This window comes from Paenibacillus sp. 10L310 (assembly GCF_056395745.1).
Genome location: NZ_JBFTKC010000020.1, coordinates 60509 through 75193, shown reverse-complemented (window position 1 = coordinate 75193; position 14685 = coordinate 60509). Strand labels below are relative to the sequence as shown.

The following is a 14685-nucleotide window of genomic DNA, read 5'->3' as shown; positions in this document are numbered from 1 at the left end:
CCGGTTACAGAACTGCGGTTTTTCTTCCATCAATATTCGTTAATCCTGGACGACCTACAGAGTAATATTGAAAAGCAGTATCCTTGATCTGGTCTTCTTCATAAATATTTCTTCCATCGATTAAAATCGGTTGCTTCATATGCACTGCCAGTTCCGTCAGATCTACCTCCATAAACTCCTTCCATTCAGTTAGGACACAGAGCGCATCGGCATCCTCGGCGGCTTCCATTGCACTAGAGGTCCATGTAATCGCCGGTGAATCAACCTCCTTTCGGAAATTCTCCGTAGCAATAGGATCGTAAGCTTTAACCGCTGCTCCCTGATCAAGCAGTCGTTGAATAATTTCAACCGCCGGTGCATCTCGTACATCATCCGTATCCGGTTTGAAGGCAAGACCCCAGACCGCAATTTGTTTGCCATCCAGTACGTCTAATGCCTCTTCGAGCTTACGAATCACGTTGAAACGTTGATCCTTGTTCACTTCCACCACGGATTTCAGCAGTTTGAAGTCATAATCGACATTACCTGCAATTTGAATCAGGGCCTGTGTATCCTTAGGAAAACAGGAACCTCCATATCCAATGCCTGCCTTGAGAAAAGATGCACCGATTCGTCTGTCATACCCCATGCCTTCAGCAACGCGACCAACATCCGCCCCTACCTTTTCACAGATATTAGAAATTTCGTTGATAAAGGAAATCTTGGTTGCCAGGAAAGCGTTGGAGGCATACTTAATCATCTCCGCCGAACGAATATCCGTTACAATAATCTGATCGGTTAGTGGCTGATGCAACTCTTTCAGTGTGGCGACTGCTCGCTCGCTATGTGTCCCAATGACTATCCGGTCAGGATACAGTGTATCCTTCACAGCTGTGCCTTCCCGAAGGAACTCAGGTACCGATGCCATGTCGAACGGATGACTCGTCAAACTGCTGATCCATTCTTGAATACGATCATTGGTTCCGACAGGAACAGTGCTTTTAGTCATTATTATTTTATAATTATCCATATAAGAACCAATTTCTCGTGCAACAAGCTCAATATAACTCAGATTCGCTTCACCATTCGGCAGGGATGGCGTTCCGACCGCGATAATAATGATATCTGAACAGTGGATGGCATCCTGAATGTTGGTCGTGAAGGTCAGCCTGCCCGCTTCCATATTGGAAGTCATGACTTCCTTGAGTCCCGGTTCATAGATTGGAACATGACCATCCGTCAGCATAGTCACTTTTTCCACATTATTGTCGACGCATATCACGTTATTTCCCAGTTCCGAAAAACATACACCTGATACCAAACCTACATAACCTGTTCCAATCACCGTAATATTCATTCCAACATCTCCCCCATATCATAAAGTCTTGGTTACACGTGCTTCATATAAGTCTGAACAATGTCCTTCCATTCAGTGGATACTCTAACGATATCTTCCTCAATCAATTGACTGCCGATCTGCACTTCAATGATCTCCAGTTCAGTAACGGCTCTGACGGAATGAAGCATGCTTCGATCAATAATCACCGTATCTCCCTGGCTGATCGTTCGATGCTTGCCATCCAGAATCAATTCCCCTGTTCCAGATACCACCGTCCATACCTCATTGCGGAGCAGATGATATTGATAGCTCAAGTTCTTCCCGGCACTGATGCAGATTCGTTTGGTGAGAACCTCGCCACCGGTTTCATTTCTCGTATAATCCAGCACCCGGTAGCACCCCCATCGGCGCTCCTCATACATGGGGCGTTGATCCTCGTTTTTCACGATCTCTTTGATCCGTGGACTCGCTTCTTTATCACTGACCAGAATGCCATCCGGACTCACAGCCACCACCACACCTGACAGCCCCAAGACGGCAACCGGAATGTTCAATTCATTGATTAGGTGAGTATCGTGAGAATCATCCGTAACCCAGCCTTTACCTACCACCGAAGTTCCCATCTCTTCCGTGAGTGTGTTCCACGTGCCTAGATCTTTCCAGAAGCCGTTGTAAGGAATGGCAATAGCCTTATTTGCCTTCTCGACAACCTGGTAATCAAAACTGATTTTCTGCAATCGTCCATATTGTTTCAGCATCTCGTCGTACTGTATCGGTAGCTCCATCTCAATGAGCAAATTGATCAAATACTCCAGCTTAAAAGCAAAAACCCCGCAATTCCATAATGCAGCCTTCTCAATCATAAGGACTGCATCGGATTCGCAGGGTTTCTCCTGGAACTTCGCTACATGAACGTATTCGTTGCTACTTTTACTGGAAGATAAGGATTGCGGAATGATATATCCGTACTTCTCTGACGGATAGGTCGGTACTACTCCCATTAAAGCCAGATCCGCACCTGACTTATCGAGCATTTCAGGCAAGGTCGCCAGAACCTCGAAGAATTCCTTTTCAACAAAAGGATCTACTGGCAGTACAGCAACCGTCTCACTCAGACTCACACTCTCCACCGAATACAGATAGGAAGCGGCGAGTGCAATCGCAGGGAACGTATCTCTGCGCTCAGGCTCCACGACCAGTCTCACATCGTCTCCAAGCTGTGAAGTCAGAATCTCCACCTGAGGCAGACTGGTTGCAATCAACGCCTGTGATGCAAGTCCTGCACAATTCATTTGCCGCCATACCCGTTGCACCATTGATTCCGGTTCACCCTCGGGTCCATGGAGCACTTTAAGAAATTGCTTGGACCTTGAATCGTTGGATAATGGCCAGAGACGCTTACCCGATCCACCGGATAACAAGATACTTCTCATAGCGCTGCTCCATCCGAGAGCACAACCGCCCCAGATCCTTTACCTGCCTTGGTTGATTGGTTATATGTGCTGGTCTGACCAGCTTCCAGTCTGCCTACCGGATTGTTCCGCGTCCAAGCTGTATAATAATTCGAGTTCTTGCCATACGAATTGTCCAGAAGAATGTTTGGTTGATCCAGAAGACAAGCCAGAATATGTCCATGCAGACGAGATGTCGTGACGGTTTTGTATTTATTGAATTCCTTTACGGCTGTATGTACCATCCGATCAGAGTATTTGTACCACAACCAGCGGGCGAGAGCGTTGCCTTTACCAGATTTCAACCGGGATGAAATCATGCGAATAATTTTCCGGTCTACCCGGTTGTACAATGTCTCCCAGTCTTTGAACGTGGCCTTAGGCCCACTGATGGATTCGTATTGTACTTGATTCTGAGTTTTCTCAATATCCTTCCGAAAGAAATAGAGCATCTCGGCAACAGGTTGGCTCTTGGACTTGAGGGGCCATAATTGATGCGCCATATCCGGAGAGAGATACACGTTCGTTTGCTGAAACTCTTTACTCGCAATCTCATAAGATAATGTATCCCGGACAAAAAAGTGTACATCCTTATGACGATTGAATACCTGTGCTGTCTTTTTTAATTCAATATCACTTTTGTAAAACATCGTCTGAGGCAGAATGACAATCCGGTGATTCGGATGCTGGGCAATCATTCGTTCTCTCAATTTCTGATGAGCCGGGTACAGATCGCCAAAGTTGCCTCCACCGTGCAGCACAATCGTGATACCTTCCGGTACCTTGAGTGACAAAGGGCAATCCAGAATGCTATATCTGGCAAGTACATTCATATGGTTGTCTCGGAAGAAAGCTTCCGTACCTTTCATAATCAACAAGTCTCCGCCATTGCTGTGAACCGGGTAATCCAGATAATAGATATCGGTACGTGGCGGAATGACCTTCAGAATCTGAAGTAAATGTCCCTTCAACTCTTCCATGGGATGAATATTGTTAGTGCCCAGCATCTCCATCTCCTCCTTGGGTGACTCTTCTTTTTTTATTCAACCGTTCAGCTAGGAAAGAAATATCCTTTTTGTCAAAAAACATGCCACTGAACTTAACTTTAAATGCAATCTTCATCGCTGCAACGGTGACCAGCATACGCACGATCGAGCCGATGAGCAGGGCAATGGCGATACCGTTTAATCCCCATAGGGGAGTAAGCACAAAAAACAGACCAATCGTGACTGACAACGCAATGAGTTGTCTGATCATAACCAGCCCCGGTCTTCCCAAAGCATTGAATGCAGAAGCGAGAATCCAAGAACCGCCGCCAATAATACATTCAAATGCCAAAATATAAAATGCCTGACTCGCCTCCAAAAACTCTGCACCAAACAAAACACCCATCAGCCAATTCCCTACAAACATGGTTGGCACGACGATGATTGTCATGATAATTAAAGAGAGTCGGAATGCTCTCCCAACGGTACGAATGACCTGATCCTGTGGTAATCCGGTGACCTTTGGGAATACAACACTGCTTATTGCATTTTGCACCGCATTATAGATGCGAGATAACGCAAAGACGACGGAATAGAGTCCGAAATCTCTAGGCGTGAGCAGAGCCAATATAATAATCTTGTCGAACTGGGTGTAGAGGGTGCCGAGGAGTTCCACCCCAAAAACCCGACTGCCGTAACCAAACAGATTTTTGGCTGCCTTTCGATCGATCGCCTTGGTAAACCACTTAAACTGCAGGCTATCTCTGAGCGTATATGCTGCCCATGCGACAACAATCACTGAACTCGCTATGGATACAAAAGAAGCCATTCCAATGCTCATCGCACCAAGCAACCATAACGAGATCATGACAATCACTTTCAGCACCGGATTATATAACCGTATCCCGTTATAGACCTGGAACCTGTCACGACTCTGCGACAGAGCAGATAACAGATTAATCAGGATCAGCACAGGAATACTGGTGACGGTAAACCAGCGGGAAATCGTAATGACCTCTGGCGGATAATCCGCCATCCAGGAAGGCATATAGATCCAGGCAATCGCTCCGAGGATAAAGCTAATCGGAATTTGGACCATGAAGCTAAGTCGCAGATATTCAGCGCTTTTCTCCGCAGCTTCCCGTTTCAGGTTATAGATAATCGAGGTTGGAAGTCCCCAACTTACCAGTCCAATGAGAAATGTCGGCCAGAACAAGATCGCCGAAAAAGCTCCCTTACCTTCAACACCAAACATCCGAGAAGTAATAATCGAAGTAATCGTGGTAAAAACCATAATAATGACGTTTGTTCCACTGGTATGCACAATGGTCTGTAACAGACTGTTGCCTTTTAAGAGTTTTGGGAGCGCGAGTTGTGACATCAACTATTCCTCATTCCTTACTGTTATATCTGAGTATCCCGATGATCAGACCGTTCCGGTAGCAGATTTGAGCCAGTTGCCGGGTGAAACGCTTCGGACTGTAAATGCATAATAAGGCTCGAATAACTCCTTGCGCCAAACGGATAGCGTGTTTTACTGTTCGAATCGTACCCTTGTCTTTTTTGCGAACAGCATCACTGACGCCTTGCCAAAAGACACGTCGCAAAAACCAGTTCTTGGTCGTTCGTTCTTTGGATACCTTGTGTTGAACGGAGCCGAAGGGCGTATAAAACACTTTATGCTGGACCCTGATCCGCGCGATTAGCTCACTCTCTTCATTGGATAACAGGTTCTTCCCCACTCTACCCAGGTCCTCACGAAAAGGCGCGATGTCCTGAAAGAGCTGTGTACGAAACGCTACATTCGCACCGAACGGTATCGATGGATTAAGCATCTCAACCACATGGTCTGCATAATCCAGAATGGTATACAGCGACAGGTTCTCGCTAGGAATCCAGTCTGGCTTCTGGCTCTCCCAGAGAGGTTCAATCTTGCCCCCCACACATCCGATGGAAGTATCACTTTCGAACACGTCAACGATATGTTGGATCCATAGCGGAGATGCGATAGCATCATCGTCTAGAAAAAGGATGTACTCGCCGCGTGCTTCACGGATGGCTCGATTCCTTGCCGCCGATAAACCTGGCTTTTTCTCCAGAACATACTTGACGTTATCTACACCTTCGATGTCCTGAATCTCCTGAACTAGTTGCGCTGTGTGATCGGTTGAATTGTTATCAATCACGATTATTTCAACGTCATATTCAACATGTTGCCGAGCGGCACTAAGAACAGATTCACTCAGATCATAGGCTCTGTTATACGTGCATATGGCTACAGTGGCTTTCATTCAATCGTCCCCGCATCCTCATTGATTTAGATCGTATAGAGCGAAATTGTTCGCTTCGCGATCCCTGACCATTCCAACTTATCAAGCATAGATTGGAATCCATTGCCTTCCCTGAACTCTTCATCCTTCGCACGGATTTTTTTCATAGCTTCTTCCAACCCCTCCTGATCCAAAGGGTCATATAATACTGCACAGCTCTCGGGCAAGTACTCTTCCATGAGCCCTATTCTTGGGGCAACGACAGGTTTACCAAAAGACAGTGCCAGAATTGCACTGCCTGATGTCGCAATATTTTTATACGGAAGAATCATCGAATCTATAGCTTCAAAATAATCCGAGTACTCCCCATCCTGAATAAAATTGAAATACGTGTGAATGCGATCCGAATGGCGTATTGAATCTTCCAGATCATAGTCAGCTGACTTCTTGCCAGCGATGAGCAGATGAGCATCCTTCCAATCCAGATGGTTAAACGCCTTGATTAGATCATCCACCCCTTTATACGGCGAAACCTGACCAAAAAAAGCAAAGACATAGTCATTTGCCGGGATGTTAAAAAGGTCTCTGATGTTCTGCCCTGTTCGTCCATATACCCCCTGATAATGCCCGTGAGGGATGACTTCAATCTTATTCTCAGGCACATGAAAAGTCTCACTTACGCTGCGAATGAGCGGTTTGCCCATTACAATCAATTTGGTACAATTCCGCACCAGAAACGTCCTCATCCAGTAATCATGCCACGTTTTGCCGCTGTTATGCGGCCATATGTTATGAACCGTCCAGAACAACTTCGCACCCTTTAGTCTCACATACATAATCATAAGAATGAAAAATATGGACTTGATGAATGTCGAGAACGCGTTGTTTCCTTTGTAATAAAAACTCGGCCAGTGAAAATGAAGTACATCATTCTTACGGACATGTTTTAAGTCTTTTTTAGAAAAATGCTTCACATCCCATCCCTGATCTTCGATGGACTGCGATAATAATTCATTGAATTTGTTCGTTTTGATCATTTTGGGCAACATGTAAACTACAGGTTCTCGCATGACTACACCTCTGCTTTAGGCTGTTCCTTTATACTCTTCTTTGCTCAACGCTTCGCTTCGGAACTGTTTTCTCAAGCGATAACCGACCAAAATGGTTCTGATATTGCGCTTAAACAACGTAAAATTTTTCCACCATGGATACAGAGCCAACGTATTTTTCAGAAAAACAACATTTCGCTTCGGATTCTTGGACCATTCCATCATGCGATAATGATGAAGTTGACGCCTCTTTTGTTCCTCACTCATATCCTTGTAATACTTGATCAGTACTTTGCGTTGTCCCTGAAACTTTTTCTTGGATGAGGTCGAGATTCGTGGGCCCTGATGGATATAGATATGCACAAGGGGTTCCTTGATATTGATGGCATGATGTCCTCTTTGCAGAATTCGAAGATAGAAATCATAGTCCTGTGCCGAGGTTAATTGTTCATCAAACATGACAGAGCGCGCCAGCTGGGTCTGCACCATAATTTTGGAGGTTTCACCGATCCAGTTGTAGGTTAGCAAATCCGCGTAGAATACGAGATCACGGGATTCAACCGACACCTTCCTGCGAGTCACCTTGTGATCCTGATCCACATAAACAAGGACTTTACTGCAAAAACAGAAGAGTCCTTTATTTTCTTCCAGGGCTCGGGTCTGGGATTGAATTTTATCAGGCAGCCACTGATCATCATCGTCCAGGAACGCAATATATTTTCCATTGGCACGTTGTATCCCTAAATTCCGGGCATGATTGGCACCTTGAGCATAAGGAACCTGAATATATTGTATTCTGTGATCTTCTTTAGTCCATGCTCTGCATACCTCTTCGGTATGATCCTGTGAGCCATCATCCACAATAATAATTTCCAGAAAGGGATAGGTCTGTTCCAGCACACTTGCCATGGCTTTTTTCAACAATTCAGCGCGATTATGCGTTGTTATAATACAACTTACCAATGCTTCCATAGAACCACCTTTCTCTTGAAACTAGGACACTTTCATGTGCACCTTGTCATAGATGGACGATAAATTTTCAATGAGACTGTTCATGTTGAACTTGGATGTGACCAGTTCCTTATTGTTCAATCCCATTTGCATTCTCAGTTCCTTATCCAGAATAAGTCTTTCCAGCACATGGGCCAGAGTTGTGACATCCCCAGGTTCAACGAGAAAACCATTCAGCTCATCTGTAATCACTTCAGGTATGCCACCCACCCGAGTAGAAACAATCGGCAAACCTTCATTCATAGCCTCCAGAATTGCCATCGGAAGCCCTTCGTGATAGGAAGGTAGAACTAGTAGATCCGCATGGTGAAGCAAACGTTCCTTCTCCTCGCCTCTAATCCATCCCGGCACTTCCACGTATTTTGTGATGCCGTAATGCTCAACCAGCGCGCGAACTTCATTAACTTCCCCATCGCCAGCCAACGTAAAGACCGCTTCGACCCCTTTTTGCTTCAATTGTTGAATAGCTAACAGGAGATCATACACACCTTTTCTCTTGCCAAGACGGCCCATGAACAAACATCGTGGAACCTGACGCTCTTCTCTGGTAGGAGGTTCTTTAATGAATACGCCATTATAAAGCACTTCGATTTTGGATTCAGGCACAATCTTGGAAAAAAAGCTTTTCCATGTATACGACAGTACAATTAATTTATCCACTTGATTCAAGACATACTTGCATAGCTTCTGTTGCAAAGGATGCCGATTATAGAACACATCGAAGCTTGAAGCATGAATATGGACAATGACTGGCACCCTGAATATTTTGCGGCCAACGAGAATGAACAACGCTTTACGATAGAAGCTCCCATTGTAAGACATATGAATATGAATCATGTCCGGTTTGAATGTAACAAGCTTCACGAGAAATTGAAGAAAACCTTTAATAAAGATGATTAGTCGTGCAAGCACGCTACCCGTAATATAGGTTTCAATTCGCTGTAGATTGTACTGCTCGGCGATCAATGAATTTTCAATATTTACAATGACACTTACAATTCCGCCCATGTCCTTCGTAGAAGAACCTATGACCAGCACCTTAGGTTTCATCATTCCACTCCTTTTGAATCGTAACGAACCCATCTCATCAAAGAGAATTAATATAACCCTTAATAGAGGAGAGCAACTGCGAGTTACTTTTCACATAGGGTTGAAAGTCAAGTTTATCAATATTAGCTATTAATGCGTGGAGTTCATCTTCGTTCTGAGCTACCGAAATATATCCTTTATCTTGAAACACTTTTGCGATCTCCAGTTGATGATTATCCACATGCTCCCCATGATCCTTCCGCCTTGGCATCACGATTACCTTTTTGTTCATCTGCAGTGCACTGGTAATGACCCCTACTCCCGCGTGGGACAGGACAAATTCACTTTTCGCAATATGATCATTCATCTCTTCCTGATTAAAAAAAGGCTTTTGTTGATAATGCAGCGGCTTATATTCACTGTAACCGGATTGCACAAGAACATCCGAAGGCATCTGCCCCTCCTGGATGAGATTGTCGACGGCCTTCAGTAGTCGATTAAACTGGAATCGCTGTGTTCCAAGCACGACAAAGATCAAAATAAAGCCCCCCTATACTTCGCGTTCGGATAAGCCTCTTGAAGCGTCTCCCATTGAATATAAAATTCATCCGCAAATTTGTATATCATCCTCCCTGTCAGGGTTGGCGAATATATTTTGGCGTAACTTTCCACAAAAACAAGCTTAGCTCCCATCAATTTTCCAAGTAAACACAAGGGATATACCGCTCCCGCTCCAGTGGTGATCAGAACTTTCGGGCGTTCTTTCAGCAGAATGAACAACGAAGCTATGATATTGCGCAGCACAATAAACAGGAACAGGATATTCTTTCTCTCCTGCTGAGACAGGAAGTAGGTTCGATTAGAAAGATTCAATTTACTGCTTGCTTCGCTTTTTTCCGTTACCAAAAAGTAATCATGATCTTCCACCGCAGGAATCAGGTTTAACAATTGATTCAGATGGCCTCCTGTGGAACTTACTAGACAGACTTTCATTGCATGGTCTCCTTTCGATGGACAAACTCCTGGGGATTATCAGGGACAACGCGTTTCTCATCACTGATCTGATATAACGCATTAAGATACACACAAAAAGGAGCAATTAAATGAATGGTGGATAACGTATTATCGACAAAAGAGTAGATCGAGAAACCAACAATCATCCCGACAAAATAAGGTTTCACGAGACGATTTAACTTGTTATATACCTTTTTGTATACAAATAATAAGGCTCCAAAAATCAGCAAAGCCCCCACCAGACCCCCATCATAATAAAAGCGGATGTATTCATTATGGGGAACGGTGAATCCTGAAAAGATACTGCCATCATTGGCAACCAAGGCGGAGCCCAGTCCCTGACCAAAAATGGGGTACTCGTTCGCTTTTTTGATAAAGAAGGCCCACGCGGAGTCTCTACCTGATAATCCTTTGCTCTCCTGCCTCAATTCATAATTATCCCACTGTAAAACAACCATCACGGAGACGGCTGCCAGAAATAAAACAACAGGAAGAAGAGCACTCGTTCTGCCCTTCACAAATTTCCTTACATGATCGATTAAATACATACCGACGATGGGGATCAGTGCAAGCAAAGGTCCGCGAGTACCCGTTTGTATCAAAATAATAAAATGGGTTAGTGTAAGAGCATAATTCAGGATCACCTGATTTTTGTATCGAATCTCCATCAGACAAACACAGATCGAAATAAAACAAAGCATTCCCAAATGCGCCGCAATATTAGCTCCCTGTAAACGACTTACGCCTGAGCCCTCTAGATTTGCGATGGATAACATACCCAATTGCTGCAGGATGAGACCACCAATCAAACTAAACACGGGAAGCCAGGCCAGAACTCTGATGATCCTTTTACTAACTTCCTTCGGAAAATTCACCATCAGTAACAGGAAGGGAACAACTAATCCCAAAAAAGCTTTAAAGGGATCAAGTGGGCTCATCTTGCTTGGCATGACAGATAAAAAATAACTCTGAACAAAGAGATACCCTACAACCAAAGCCGGATAAATGAATTGTTTTTTCAATCCATACCTCATAAAAATAGGAAGTATGAAAAACAGGATCAGCAATTTGTAAAAGGAAGATGCGTCAAAACCCATCATTTGCATTCTGAAGATTTTATCCATGGATAGCGAAAATGTACCGATCACAATCATATAGACCCAACTTGGATGTTTCAGATATATCCCAAACAGAATCAGCAATGCCAATGCCATGATTGAGATGATCGGTAAGTATACTGCCATGCCGATAATGATTAACGAGGAAAGAATGATATATAACGTATTCCCTCTAGAAGAAGCGAAATAGTCTGTTTTTTGCATATCTGCTATGCCACCTCAAAGCCAGAATCGTGTTTCAAAACGCATCCTTCGAACCTACCAGCACCTTGAACGTTCTGAAGATAATTTTGATATCCACCATCATGCTGCGCTCACGGGCATACGTCAGATCCAGCTCCACCATTTCCTCAAAACCAACACTATTTCGACCGCTGACTTGCCATAATCCCGTACATCCCGGGATCATCTGAAGACGTTGTCTGTCATAGGAAGTGTAGTTCTGCACTTCTCTGGGCAGAGCCGGTCTGGGTCCAACGAGACTCATCTCTCCTCTGAACACGTTCCACAACTGTGGCAGCTCATCCAGACTGGTTTTCCGAATGAACTTGCCAATCCGGGTAATGCGGGGATCATTTTTCATTTTGAACATATTCCCGTTCACTTCATTCTGATCAATCAGCTGTTCCAGCAGATCTTCTGCATTCGCAACCATCGACCTGAATTTGTACATATGAAACTCTTTTCCATTCTGTCCTACTCGTACCTGACGAAAAAAAACAGACCCCTGCGGGGCCTCGATTTTGATCAGTAATCCGATGACCGCAAACAAGGGGCACAAAATGATCAAACCTATGAAAGAACCCAGCAAATCGAGCATTCTTTTCATAAATAGATACACTTTATCCGCATTTTGTCCTGACATCGTTGATGCATTGTACCCCAGACTTGGGTCCATAACAATCTCCGCTTCCTTCGTTTGGGGAGATGGACTCATTCAAACTCCCCCCCGGCTACATGTTCTACCGACTCTTTTTCCAGAATCTGTTGCAGAGCTTGCAGCATTGGAATTCTAAGTTCCTGTTTTTGCAGAGCGAAGTCGATAGTTGTCAAAATGAATCCCAATTTCTCGCCCACGTCATAACGTACTCCCTCGAAATCGTAAGCATACACTCCTTGTGTCTCATTTAAGCGCTGAATCGCATCTGTTAATTGAATTTCTCCCCCTTGACCAATCTCTTGTTGCTCCAAATGTTCGAAAATCTCTGGACTCAGTACGTATCTCCCCATAATCGCCAGGTTGGAAGGCGCTGTGCCTTGGGCAGGTTTCTCTACGAACCTGAGAACCTCTGTCAAACGGCCATCCGATTGAAGCGGGTCTACAATGCCGTATCTGTCTGTTTGTTCAGCAAGTACGGTTTGTACGCCAACAATGGAATGTTGAACCTGATCATATTGATCAATCAATTGTTTGGTGCATGGAACTTCCGATACGACGATGTCATCTCCGAGCAACACGGCAAAAGGTTCGTCACCGATAAAGTTACGTGCACACCAGACAGCATGACCAAGTCCTTTGGCCTCTTTTTGTCTTATGTAATGGATATCCACGTTAGAGGATTTGCGAACCTCTTCAAGCAGGCCCAGCTTCCCTTTTTCCAGCAAGTTATGTTCCAATTCAAAAGCGTTGTCGAAATGATCTTCAATTGCCCGCTTCCCTTTACCCGTTACGATGATGATGTCTTCGATTCCAGAGGCAATGGCTTCCTCAACGATATACTGTATAGTTGGTTTGTCCACAATAGGGAGCATTTCTTTGGGCATCGCTTTTGTGGCTGGCAAAAATCGTGTACCTAGTCCAGCTGCAGGAATGATTGCTTTTCTCACTTTTTTCATAAATACCACCCTATCCTCTTTTTTTTTAGTTTGATAAAAGTTGAACCAGGGCATCTAACCCGTCCTCACGTCATACCTTCGACGATTAACGTCTAAGGTTCATTGAACCCACAGCATGACCGAGTGCCTACAGTGATAAAGGTGCAGTAGACATTACCTGTTTACTTGGCAGCATTGGATGGAAGGTTTACTTCTCTCCGTAGCCCACCGGAACTGCAGCGTTTTTGATATTGTTCAGGATTGCGCCCAGAATTCGTGCATTCACATGCTCCAGAGCAGCCTTGGTCTTCTTCACCAGTTCCTTCTTGACCTTGCCCGAGTTCACGACCAGTAGCACACCATCACACAGCGAACTCACAATGAGTGCATCCGTTACCGCAAGCACCGGCGGTGTATCAAACATGATGACATCATATTGATCCTCTAACTTCTCAATCAGCCTTTTCATCCGGTTGGAACCGATCATCTCGGAAGGGTTCGGCGGAATTGGGCCAGAAGTGAACAATTGGAGATTGTCGATATAACTCTCTCTAAGCACGTCTTCCACACTGTACTGATTAGATAGCACACTACTAAGACCGATATGATTCGGTACGGAAAACACCTGGTGCAAGGAAGGATTACGCAGATCCGCATCGATCAGCAGAACTTTTTTGCCTTCCTGGGCATAGGTTACCGCCAGGTTGCTAATGGTTGTGGTCTTGCCTTCGCCGGATTCAGCGGAAGCCACCATGATTTTTTTGATATGACTGTCGATTGAGGAGAACTGGATGTTCGTCCGTAATTTACGGTATCCCTCCGAGATCTGAGATTTGGAGTTAAAATAGGTCACCAGACTGTTATTTTCATTGGTTAGCCGCGACATATTTGCCATCCCCCACTTTCTGTTGAGATACGTAATTTTTCGTATTTTTCAGATCGTCTTTTTTCATTTTGGATATCACTGTAAGCACAGGCAGACCCAGCTCTTTTTCAAGTTCGGCTTCGGATTTGAATGTGTCATCCAGATAATCCATCAGGAATACAAGTGCAATCGCGAGCACAAGACCTGCGAACAGACTGACAATGATGCTTAATGTGGTTTTCATATTGATTGGAGATGCGTTACTATCCACTTTTGCTTCACTGAGGATAGCCACATTATCGATTTTCATGATTAGGGGGATTTGAGATTGGAACACGTTGGAGATGGCATTGACCGTTTTTGCGGCTTTTTCGTAGGTAGTCCCTTGTACAGTTATGCTCATCACTTGGGATTCGCTGGCTGTAGAGACGGAAGTGCTATTCATGAGCTGAGCTGAGGTTAAGCCTAGGTCCGGATACGTGGTAGCGACTTTATCCATAATGGCGGAAGATTTAATAATTTCTCTGTATGAGTTAATGAGTTTGATATTGGTTTGAATCATGCTGAAGTCCATCATCGCCTGGCCTTGAACGTTAGAGGTCTGGTTCACGATCAGTTTGGAACTTGCCTCATAGATGGGCTGGGTGAAGAAAATGCTTTTAACCCCTGCACCCACACCGGCTATCAAAGCAATTGCAACAATCAACCACAGTTTCTTTTGTAAGAGTCGAAAATATCCTTTCAGTTCCACTTTCATTC

The 14685-nt window shown here is 44.5% G+C and carries 15 protein-coding genes; all 15 read right to left on the bottom strand.

Annotation, left to right across the window (positions count from 1 at the left end):
* Positions 1-4: 4 nt before the first annotated feature.
* Positions 5-1336 carry a UDP-glucose dehydrogenase family protein gene (locus AC1DE7_RS27230; RefSeq protein ID WP_127551216.1) on the bottom strand — a complete coding sequence of 444 codons (1332 nt, stop codon included), beginning with the start codon at positions 1334-1336 and terminating at the stop codon, positions 5-7.
* A 32-nt stretch (positions 1337-1368) separates the two neighbouring features.
* Positions 1369-2751, bottom strand: a complete 1383-nt coding sequence (locus AC1DE7_RS27225) for a sugar phosphate nucleotidyltransferase (RefSeq protein WP_127551218.1) — start codon at positions 2749-2751, stop codon at positions 1369-1371.
* A complete protein-coding gene (locus AC1DE7_RS27220; protein ID WP_282319114.1) occupies positions 2748-3776 on the bottom strand; it encodes a polysaccharide pyruvyl transferase family protein in 1029 nt (342 codons plus the stop codon). The genes AC1DE7_RS27225 and AC1DE7_RS27220 overlap by 4 nt, the downstream gene beginning before the upstream one ends.
* The gene (locus AC1DE7_RS27215) at positions 3763-5136 is read right to left on the bottom strand and encodes a lipopolysaccharide biosynthesis protein (RefSeq protein ID WP_282319115.1); all 1374 of its coding nucleotides are present in this window, start codon (positions 5134-5136) and stop codon (positions 3763-3765) included. The genes AC1DE7_RS27220 and AC1DE7_RS27215 overlap by 14 nt, the downstream gene beginning before the upstream one ends.
* 10 nt (positions 5137-5146) lie before the next feature.
* The gene (locus AC1DE7_RS27210; protein WP_282319116.1) at positions 5147-6046 is read right to left on the bottom strand and encodes a glycosyltransferase; all 900 of its coding nucleotides are present in this window, start codon (positions 6044-6046) and stop codon (positions 5147-5149) included.
* A 26-nt stretch (positions 6047-6072) separates the two neighbouring features.
* Positions 6073-7095 (bottom strand): glycosyltransferase, encoded by a 1023-nt coding sequence (locus tag AC1DE7_RS27205; RefSeq protein WP_127551225.1) that lies wholly within the window; start codon positions 7093-7095, stop codon positions 6073-6075.
* 15 nt (positions 7096-7110) lie between these two features.
* The gene (locus AC1DE7_RS27200; RefSeq protein WP_127551227.1) at positions 7111-8046 is read right to left on the bottom strand and encodes a glycosyltransferase family 2 protein; all 936 of its coding nucleotides are present in this window, start codon (positions 8044-8046) and stop codon (positions 7111-7113) included.
* Positions 8047-8067: 21 nt separating this feature from the next.
* Complete coding sequence (locus AC1DE7_RS27195) at positions 8068-9135, bottom strand: glycosyltransferase family 4 protein (protein WP_127551251.1); 1068 nt, start codon at positions 9133-9135, stop codon at positions 8068-8070.
* A gap of 37 nt (positions 9136-9172) precedes the next feature.
* Complete coding sequence (gene pssE / locus AC1DE7_RS27190) at positions 9173-9652, bottom strand: PssE/Cps14G family polysaccharide biosynthesis glycosyltransferase (RefSeq protein WP_167483748.1); 480 nt, start codon at positions 9650-9652, stop codon at positions 9173-9175.
* A complete protein-coding gene (pssD, locus tag AC1DE7_RS27185) occupies positions 9649-10107 on the bottom strand; it encodes a PssD/Cps14F family polysaccharide biosynthesis glycosyltransferase (RefSeq protein ID WP_127551231.1) in 459 nt (152 codons plus the stop codon). The genes pssE and pssD overlap by 4 nt, the downstream gene beginning before the upstream one ends.
* On the bottom strand, positions 10104-11450 hold the full coding sequence (locus AC1DE7_RS27180; RefSeq protein WP_127551233.1) for an O-antigen ligase family protein: 1347 nt from the start codon (positions 11448-11450) through the stop codon (positions 10104-10106). Before AC1DE7_RS27180 ends, pssD begins: the two co-directional genes overlap by 4 nt.
* A gap of 34 nt (positions 11451-11484) precedes the next feature.
* Positions 11485-12183 carry a sugar transferase gene (locus AC1DE7_RS27175; protein WP_076319064.1) on the bottom strand — a complete coding sequence of 233 codons (699 nt, stop codon included), beginning with the start codon at positions 12181-12183 and terminating at the stop codon, positions 11485-11487.
* On the bottom strand, positions 12180-13082 hold the full coding sequence (gene galU, locus AC1DE7_RS27170) for a UTP--glucose-1-phosphate uridylyltransferase GalU (protein WP_036611572.1): 903 nt from the start codon (positions 13080-13082) through the stop codon (positions 12180-12182). Before galU ends, AC1DE7_RS27175 begins: the two co-directional genes overlap by 4 nt.
* A gap of 187 nt (positions 13083-13269) precedes the next feature.
* Positions 13270-13947: a CpsD/CapB family tyrosine-protein kinase gene (locus tag AC1DE7_RS27165; protein WP_036611333.1), complete on the bottom strand. Its 678-nt coding sequence runs from the start codon at positions 13945-13947 to the stop codon at positions 13270-13272.
* Complete coding sequence (locus AC1DE7_RS27160) at positions 13928-14683, bottom strand: YveK family protein (RefSeq protein WP_253506264.1); 756 nt, start codon at positions 14681-14683, stop codon at positions 13928-13930. Before AC1DE7_RS27160 ends, AC1DE7_RS27165 begins: the two co-directional genes overlap by 20 nt.
* Between the last annotated feature and the right edge of the window lie 2 nt (positions 14684-14685).

Bases quoted from the DNA above. Each gene is read 5' to 3' on its own strand.
- AC1DE7_RS27230 (WP_127551216.1), bottom strand. From the start codon at position 1,336: ATGAATATTACGGTGATTGGAACAGGTTATGTAGGTTTGGTATCAGGT.
- AC1DE7_RS27225 (WP_127551218.1), bottom strand. From the start codon at position 2,751: ATGAGAAGTATCTTGTTATCCGGTGGATCGGGTAAGCGTCTCTGGCCA.
- AC1DE7_RS27220 (WP_282319114.1), bottom strand. From the start codon at position 3,776: ATGCTGGGCACTAACAATATTCATCCCATGGAAGAGTTGAAGGGACAT.
- AC1DE7_RS27215 (WP_282319115.1), bottom strand. From the start codon at position 5,136: ATGTCACAACTCGCGCTCCCAAAACTCTTAAAAGGCAACAGTCTGTTA.
- AC1DE7_RS27210 (WP_282319116.1), bottom strand. From the start codon at position 6,046: ATGAAAGCCACTGTAGCCATATGCACGTATAACAGAGCCTATGATCTG.
- AC1DE7_RS27205 (WP_127551225.1), bottom strand. From the start codon at position 7,095: ATGCGAGAACCTGTAGTTTACATGTTGCCCAAAATGATCAAAACGAAC.
- AC1DE7_RS27200 (WP_127551227.1), bottom strand. From the start codon at position 8,046: ATGGAAGCATTGGTAAGTTGTATTATAACAACGCATAATCGCGCTGAA.
- AC1DE7_RS27195 (WP_127551251.1), bottom strand. From the start codon at position 9,135: ATGAAACCTAAGGTGCTGGTCATAGGTTCTTCTACGAAGGACATGGGC.
- pssD (WP_127551231.1), bottom strand. From the start codon at position 10,107: ATGAAAGTCTGTCTAGTAAGTTCCACAGGAGGCCATCTGAATCAATTG.
- AC1DE7_RS27180 (WP_127551233.1), bottom strand. From the start codon at position 11,450: ATGCAAAAAACAGACTATTTCGCTTCTTCTAGAGGGAATACGTTATAT.
- AC1DE7_RS27175 (WP_076319064.1), bottom strand. From the start codon at position 12,183: ATGAGTCCATCTCCCCAAACGAAGGAAGCGGAGATTGTTATGGACCCA.
- galU (WP_036611572.1), bottom strand. From the start codon at position 13,082: ATGAAAAAAGTGAGAAAAGCAATCATTCCTGCAGCTGGACTAGGTACA.
- AC1DE7_RS27165 (WP_036611333.1), bottom strand. From the start codon at position 13,947: ATGTCGCGGCTAACCAATGAAAATAACAGTCTGGTGACCTATTTTAAC.
- AC1DE7_RS27160 (WP_253506264.1), bottom strand. From the start codon at position 14,683: ATGAAAGTGGAACTGAAAGGATATTTTCGACTCTTACAAAAGAAACTG.